Origin of the sequence: Brunnivagina elsteri CCALA 953 (assembly GCF_002289455.1) — a bacterium.
Taxonomy (GTDB): domain Bacteria; phylum Cyanobacteriota; class Cyanobacteriia; order Cyanobacteriales; family Nostocaceae; genus Brunnivagina; species Brunnivagina elsteri.
Genome location: NZ_NTFS01000317.1, coordinates 1 through 7,939 on the forward strand (window position 1 = coordinate 1; position 7,939 = coordinate 7,939).

Here is a 7,939-nt window from a genome sequence, read left to right on the forward strand (position 1 = left end):
AATTGTTAATTTGTACTGAAGAAAATTTTTAGCGATCATACCTTTTTTGCCCCACCTCACCAAATCGCGTTGCTCCCACCGCACCTGTAAAAGTAGTCACCAACGCTACCACAGACGGAACCGCAACTTTTGAAGATTTAACAGTTCAAGTTAGCGCGAATGTAGAAGCAGGATGGAGTTACCTGCGATTATTAGACCCCGGTGACGGACAATTTCAAGTTAAGCGCGTTCTCCGTGCTGATGGTACAGAAGTTGTTTTAGATAACGTTTGGAAAACAGACCGTACTTTCCCCGCTACAGGTCGTCCAATTTACGAAAATATCTTACATTTACTTGACAACAACACCACAGCAGGCACCCAAACCTACACTGTAACTTACACCACAGGCGACCAAACACCGCCTAAAGTCCGGGAAATTGTTGACGTTGACCCCAACCCCCGCAACACTCCTATTAATACAATTGATGTTGTCTTTACCGAACCCATCAAAGCAGCTACTTTTGATAGAAGTGATATCAGCTTAACCCTTGATGGTATCGCTGTAAATACGAACAATCTCAGCATCGCCCAGGTAAATAGTAACACTTATCGGATTGGCAACCTGCAAGCTGTTACAGGCAATGTGGGACAATATCAACTTAGTGTTAATGCGGCTGGAGTGCAGGATTTTGAAGGACTTTCTGGAACAGGGATTGTTAACGAATCTTGGTTATTTACAGGCGATCGCCCTGCTGTTGCTGGTCTTACTGGTTTCACTTCTAACCGTTTAAACACTTCGATTAATAACCCCATTACCGTTACCTTTACTGAAGCAATTAACCCCAGCAGCTTCGATTTTAACGACTTGTTCCTCAACCGCGATGGTGGTGGGGATTTAATTAAGAATACCGTCAACATTATCCAAATTGATGCTACTACTTACCAAATTAGTAACCTGGGTGATTTAACAAATGTTGATGGTGAATACACATTTTTAGTTAATGCTAGGGGTGTAACTGATACAGATGGTAATACTGGGATTGGAGCTAAAGGTTTTACTTGGGCATTAAATACCAATGCTCCTAAATTACAATCAATTACTGATGTCACCAGTCCTAGAAATACGAAAGTTTCCAGCCTTGATATTGCTTTCTCCAAAGCGATTGATTCCACAACATTTGACCTTAGCGACATTATTCTTACCCGTGATGGCACGACAAATCTAATTACAAGCAGTACCAATTTAACTCAAGTAAATGACACAACCTATCGCCTCAACGGTTTAACTGGCTTACAATCTACTGATGGAAATTACAGTTTGGCTGTAGTTGGTAGTGGAATTCAAGATACTAACGGCAATATTGTCACTAATTCCCTAACAGAAACTTGGACTTTAGATACAATTGCTCCCAATACTGCAACCAATATTCAAATTACAAATGGAGTTGTAAATCCATCTGGTCAAATTCGCGTTAATAGTACCTCGATTAATATCACAGGTTCCCTGAACGAAACTGGATTAAAAGTATACGTCCGTGATAAAAATCTCAATCAATCTTTAGCACAAGCAACTGTGAGCGGAACCAGCTTTAATGCTGCTGTACAATTATCCGGCGCTGGTGCTAGAGAATTAGAAATTCAAGTTGTCGATGCTGCTGGAAATACCACCACAACAGCTTTGAATCTATTTGCTGATGTTACTAAACCCGCAATTACCCAATTCCTCAACCTTCCCACCTCAACCCCTAACCCCGTCAATAGTATTGATGTCCAATTCTCCGAACAAATTAACCTCAGCACCTTCGATAAAAGTGACATCACCCTCACCCGTGACGGTGTAACCCTAACGCTTCCTAATACCGTAACCGTTGAAAATATCTCTGGCACAACCTACCGCATTAAAGGGTTAGGCGACTTAACCAACACCCCCGGCACTTATAGCTTACAGGTTAACGCTACCACCATCCAAGACAACGCCGGAAATAGCGGAGATGCACCCAAAACCGCCACATTCACCATTGCATCCCCAACTACCCCTGGCATTACCTTAACCCAAACAGGAGGAAATACAGCCGTTACAGAAGGTGGTAATGCAGACACCTATAGTTTGGTATTAAAAACTCAACCGACTGCCGATGTAACCATTAACCTTGCTGTTGGTAATCAAATTACCACTAACAAAACTACCTTCACCTTCACCACCGCTAACTGGAACCTTCCCCAAACCATCACCGTTACCGCAGTTAACGACACCACCCCAGAAGGCAACCATACTGCTACAATTACTCACAGCATCAGTAGCAGTGACAACAACTACAACAGTTTAACCCTACCTAATATTAACGTCGCCATTCAAGATAATGATGTCGAAATTCGCGGTACTGTCTGGAATGATATCAATGGTGACGGTATCAAAGGCAACGGCGAACCTACCCTGCCAAGTTGGACAGTTTACCTAGACACCAACAATAACAACCTGTTAGATACAGGTGAAACTTCAACCCTCAGCGACTCTCAAGGTACTTACACCTTTAACGACCTCCGCCCCGGTAATTATAACGTCGCCCAAGTCGTCCAAGATGGCTGGAAACAAACTTACCCCGTCATTAACATCACCACCACCGCATCCACTGCGGAAATCTTCACCCCCAGTGACCCCCTCAGCATCACCAGCAACACCCAAGCCACCACAGCCACTAACTTAATTAACCTGGATGATTTCCAAGCAGATACCCGCTTTGCCAATATCAAAGGTCAAGGTTACACTACCGTCATCATCGATACTGGCATTGACTTAGATCATCCCTTCTTCGGTGCAGATAATAATAATGATGGCATTGCTGATAAAATTATTTACCAATACGATTTCGCCGACAAAGACAACAACGCCAGCGACAAAAACGGACACGGTTCTCACATTGCCAGCATTGCCGCCAACATCGCCCCCAATGCCAACATCATCGCCCTGAAAGTCTTTAAAGATAACGGTGCTGGTTACTTCTCCGACTTAGAAGCCGCCCTACAATGGGTAAATCAAAACGCAGACACATATAACATCGCATCTGTCAATCTTTCTGTAGGAGACAGCCAAAACTGGAGTACAGCCAATGCCCGCTATGGTATCGGTGATGAATTAGCTGCGATCGCATCCCAAAATATTATCATCGCTGCCGCAGCAGGCAACAACTTCTACCAATTCAACAGCAACCCCGGACTAGCTTACCCCGCCGCCGACCCCAATACCATCTCTGTGGGTGCTATTTGGGCAGATAGCTTTGGCACTAACAAAACCTTTAGTGGTGGGGCAACTGATTATACAACTGGTGGAGATGCGATCGCTAGTTTCTCCCAACGCCACCCCTCACTCCTTGATGTCTTTGCCCCTGGTATCTTTATTACAGGTGCAAATGCTACAGGTGGTACACAGTCAATGGGTGGAACTAGCCAAGCAACCCCCTTCATCTCCGGGATTGCGGTACTAGCACAACAAATTGCCCAAGAAAAACTCGGACGCGAACTCACCCTAACTGAATTCCGCACCCTCCTAAATAATACCAGCGACCTCATTAATGATGGTGATGATGAAAACGACAACGTTACCAACACTGGCTTAGATTATTCCCGCATCAACCTGTTAGCATTAGCAGAAGGAATCCTCAACCTTAACAGCCAAGCCCCAAATCCTGGTAATTCCAACCCCAACTCCAACTCCAGCAATGATCCGCTTTACTTGCCAAGTGGTTCAGTCAAATTAACCCATACAGTCACCCTCACTGCTGGACAAATCGCCACCGATATTGACTTTGGCAACCAACGACTGAATAATGCACCCATATTGGGGAATGCGATCGCAGATCAAACTGCCACCGAAGATGCAATCTTTACCTTTACAATCCCCACCAACACATTCATAGACGTAGATGCAGGCGATATTCTCAGCTACACCGCAACATTAGAAAACGGTCTGGTTTTACCAAGCTGGTTAACCTTCAACGCCACCACCCGCACATTTAGCGGCACACCAACAAACAGCGAAGTTGGTAGCCTCAACATTAAAATTACAGCCACAGATAAAGCTGGTGCAACTGCAACTGATAGCTTTGCCATCACAGTCGCCAATACTAATGATGCACCCACATTGGGAAATGCGATCGCAGATCAAACTGCAACCGAAGATGCAATCTTTACCTTTACAATCCCCACCAACACATTCATAGACGTAGATGCAGACGATATCCTCAGCTACACCGCAACATTAGAAAATGGTCTGGTTTTACCAAGCTGGTTAACCTTCAATGCCAACACCCGCACATTTAGCGGCACACCAACAAACAGCGAAGTTGGTAGCCTCAACATCAAAATTACAGCTACAGATAAAGCTGGTGTAACTGCAACTGACACCTTCGCCATTACAGTCGCCAATACTAATGATGCACCGATATTGGGAAGTGCGATCGCAGATCAAACAGCCACAGAAGGACAACCTTTCAACTTCACATTCCCCGCAAATACCTTCAATGATTTTGATGCAGGCGATACACTAACATACTCAGCAAAATTAGAAAACGGTAACACATTACCAACTTGGCTGACATTTGACACCGTAACCCGCAGCTTTAGTGGCACACCCACAGATACTGCTTCCGGTACTTATAACCTTACCATTACCGCCACCGATACTGCTGGAGCAACCGTTGCTGATACCTTTACCCTTAACGTCATCAATGTCGTCAACGGTACTACCAATAGTGAAACCATCAATGGTACTAATAGCAACGATAACATCAACGCAGGTGATGGGAATGATACTGTCAATGGTGGTGCAGGTAACGATATTATTGACGGTGGAGCCGGAAGCGATCGCCTAGTTGGTGGAACTGGAGATGACACCTATATAGTTGATAATAGCCGCGATGTCGTTGTCGAAGCCGCAGGAGAAGGCAGAGATACCGTTAAATCTTCCGCCAACCACACCCTAACTACCAACGTTGAAGACTTACTTTTAACAGGTACTGGTAATATCACAGGTACAGGCAACGAATTAGATAACACCATCACAGGTAATAGTGGTAACAACATCCTCAAAGGCTTAGGAGGCAATGATATTCTCCTCGGTGGTGCTGGAAATGACACCTTAGTTGGCGGTGCAGGAAACGATATTCTGACTGGTGGCAATGGCGCTGATCAATTCCTCTTTGGTAGCGGTGCAGCCTTTAATTCCACAGCTTTTGGAGTAGATTCCCTTACCGACTTTAGCAAAGGAATCGATAAAATTGCCCTCAGTAAATCCTCCTTCACAGCTTTAAGTGGTGTCATTAATACGACTCTTAGCAATAGTGACTTCGCTACTATTAATGCCACAGTTACAGAAGAAATTTCCCTTGCTGGAGGTAGCAGCGCCAAAATTGTTTACAACTCAGCAACTGGTAACTTAATATACAACCAAAATAGTACCTCTGCTGGTTTAGGCAGTGGTGGACTATTTGCTACCCTTGCAGAAACATTGCCTAATTTGTCAGCTAGCGATTTCTTTGTCCAAACTTGAGCAAAAATTTATACAATTTCCTTGGAAGTCAATTACAAATGTATTAGGTAAAGGCAAATTCCTCTAATTTCAAAAAAAACCTTTACCTACATCCTGAGAAATTTATCATGAGTGCTGAAGTTTTTGAAAATTTCTCTTACCACCAACAAGGAATATAAATTCGATGCTGAAATTTTCAAGTTTAGCTTTAGCTATTGCTGGTAGTTTAGTAATGGCTAGCACAGAAACAGTTTATGCTTTTAATATACAAAATAGTAGCTTTGAAACAGGTAATTTTACTAACTGGGAAACAAGAGGTCAAGCAACAGTAGAAGGTTCAGATTTTGGTGTAAGTCCTACTAATGGAAATTACCAAGCAGTCTTAGAAACACTCCAGGATACAACAGGTGTTAACGGTGCTGACTTAGAAACTTTCTTGGGTTTATCTGCGGGTAATTTAAGCAGTTTCGGTGCTATCGAAGGTTCCGCAATTAAACAGAGTATTACAGTTAATGCTGGAGATAGTTTGAGCTTTGATTGGAATTTTCTCAGTGACGATTTTCAAAGCGAAGATTATAATGATTTTGCCTTTTTGAGCATTATTAATGTAGAAAAGCTTGCAAATACTTTTTCTCCTACTCTGTTCTCTTTTTCACGCTTGTCTAATGAAACTGGATATCAAAGCTATACTTATAATTTCCAAGTAGCTGGAACTTATACTCTAGGATTAGGTGTGGTTGATGTTGGAGATGGTACAGTCAACTCTGGCTTTTTAATAGATAATTTTAAACTACATACTGCGACTCAAGGTGTCCCCGAACCTGCAAGCGCTCTAGGCATGAGTATAGCTTTAGGATTTAGTTTTTTAATAAGAAAGAAGATAGATAAAAGCCAGAGATAACTGTTGTTGGTAACTTAATCAAGTTGTCCAAAAATTTAGAAAGTAGAACTATCATTATTTATACGTATACTTGTTGTTGCCATAAGTACTTAAGTCAACTACGATCTGAAAGCAAACTTGTAAAAATCTCTGACAACTTCCCCACTTTTAAAAAGAATGACTTCCATAATCCAAATAGGCGATCGCACAATACCACCATCAGAATTACCCCACTTACTTGCTGGACATAAACTATTAGCAATACTCCAACGTGAAATCATCTGCGATCGCGCAATCAGCAACATCTCCCTTACTGAAGAGGAAAATGCTGCTACTATTCAAGTATTCTACCAGCAGAATAAACTCACCACCCCAGAAGCCATAACAGCAGCACTACAACAACTCTGCATCACCCAAACCCAACTCGAAAAACTAGCCACAAAAGAACTCAAACTCGAAAAATTTAAACAAGCAACCTGGGAAAACAAACTCGAACAATATTTTCTCCAAGTCAAACCCCAACTCGACAAGGTTGTATATTCCCTCCTCCGTACCGAAAGTAGCGAAATTGCACAAGAACTCTTCTTCCGCATCCAAGATGGTGATGCCACATTTGCCGATTGCGCTAGAGAATACTCGCAAGGTCAGGAAGCACAAACAGGTGGATTGATTGGTCCAGTACCCATATCCCAGCCCCATCCTGCCATAGCTCAAAAATTAGCCACAATTAAATCAGGACAAGTATTACCACCAATAAAATTAGAAAACTGGTATGTGATTATACGCTTAGAATCCTTCGTCCCAGCACAGTTAGACGATGCAATGAAAACAACTCTCCTTAACCATTTATTTGAGCAATGGTTGGCTGAAGAAATTAAAAATACACCAATTTCTCTAATTAATAACGATAACTCCTCCGAAAGCCAAACTCTTATTCCCTTAGTAGTTAGCTGTTAATTATCCGATTTCTGATTCATTAAATTAGATAAGACTATAAAATTATTAACACGCTTTACGTAATAGCACTGATGTCATCTCTCGGCAGTAAAAGCCAAGCTGTACCAGGAAATGTTACGTAAAAATATATATCCAGCATCACTAAAACATCTGAAAATTTACCTGATTTCAGTGCAAAAGCTAATCCTGTAGCCGGGTACAAACCGCAAACCGAGTATGACAACTTCTATCAATATCTACCACGAGTTTTTAGCTAAAATTGCACCGTTTGACAAACTGGACTCGACGGTACTTGACGGAATTGTCAACAAACTTGAACCATTGCGTTATCGAATGGGACAAGCTATCCTCGTCAAAGAAAACCTGCCCGCACGAATAGCGATTCTCTACGATGGACAAGCACGGTTACTGGGATATCCTCCAGGTGCAATTGCCCCACAAACATTAGAAAAACTCGAACCAGGTGCAATAATTGGTGCAACCAGTATTATTCGTGGTGTACCATGCGAAACAGCGATCGCATCCACCGAAACAGTCTGTCTTACCCTGAAAGTATCCGATTTTCTGGACTTGTTGAGAGAAGAGGGGGGGAGGGGAA

The 7,939-nt window shown here is 42.6% G+C and carries 5 protein-coding genes; 4 read left to right on the forward strand and 1 reads right to left on the reverse strand.

What is annotated here, in order from left to right; genetic code table 11:
• Positions 1–376 precede the first annotated feature (376 nt).
• Positions 377–565 carry a hypothetical protein gene (locus tag CK510_RS32935; RefSeq protein ID WP_211293259.1) on the reverse strand — a complete coding sequence of 63 codons (189 nt, stop codon included), beginning with the start codon at positions 563–565 and terminating at the stop codon, positions 377–379.
• 58 nt (positions 566–623) lie between these two features.
• Between CK510_RS32935 and CK510_RS22365 the strand changes: the two genes are divergently transcribed.
• The 4 genes from CK510_RS22365 to CK510_RS22380 all read left to right on the forward strand — a co-directional run.
• Positions 624–5,525, forward strand: a complete 4,902-nt coding sequence (locus CK510_RS22365; RefSeq protein ID WP_095723793.1) for a putative Ig domain-containing protein — start codon at positions 624–626, stop codon at positions 5,523–5,525.
• Positions 5,526–5,688: 163 nt separating this feature from the next.
• Entirely contained in the window at positions 5,689–6,405 is a 717-nt protein-coding gene (locus CK510_RS22370; RefSeq protein ID WP_095723794.1) for a PEP-CTERM sorting domain-containing protein, read from the forward strand.
• Positions 6,406–6,561: 156 nt separating this feature from the next.
• The gene (locus CK510_RS22375; protein ID WP_095723795.1) at positions 6,562–7,341 is read left to right on the forward strand and encodes a peptidylprolyl isomerase; all 780 of its coding nucleotides are present in this window, start codon (positions 6,562–6,564) and stop codon (positions 7,339–7,341) included.
• A gap of 216 nt (positions 7,342–7,557) precedes the next feature.
• Positions 7,558–7,939 (forward strand): cyclic nucleotide-binding domain-containing protein (locus CK510_RS22380; protein ID WP_143289382.1); only part of this gene is annotated, 382 nt, incomplete at its 3' end.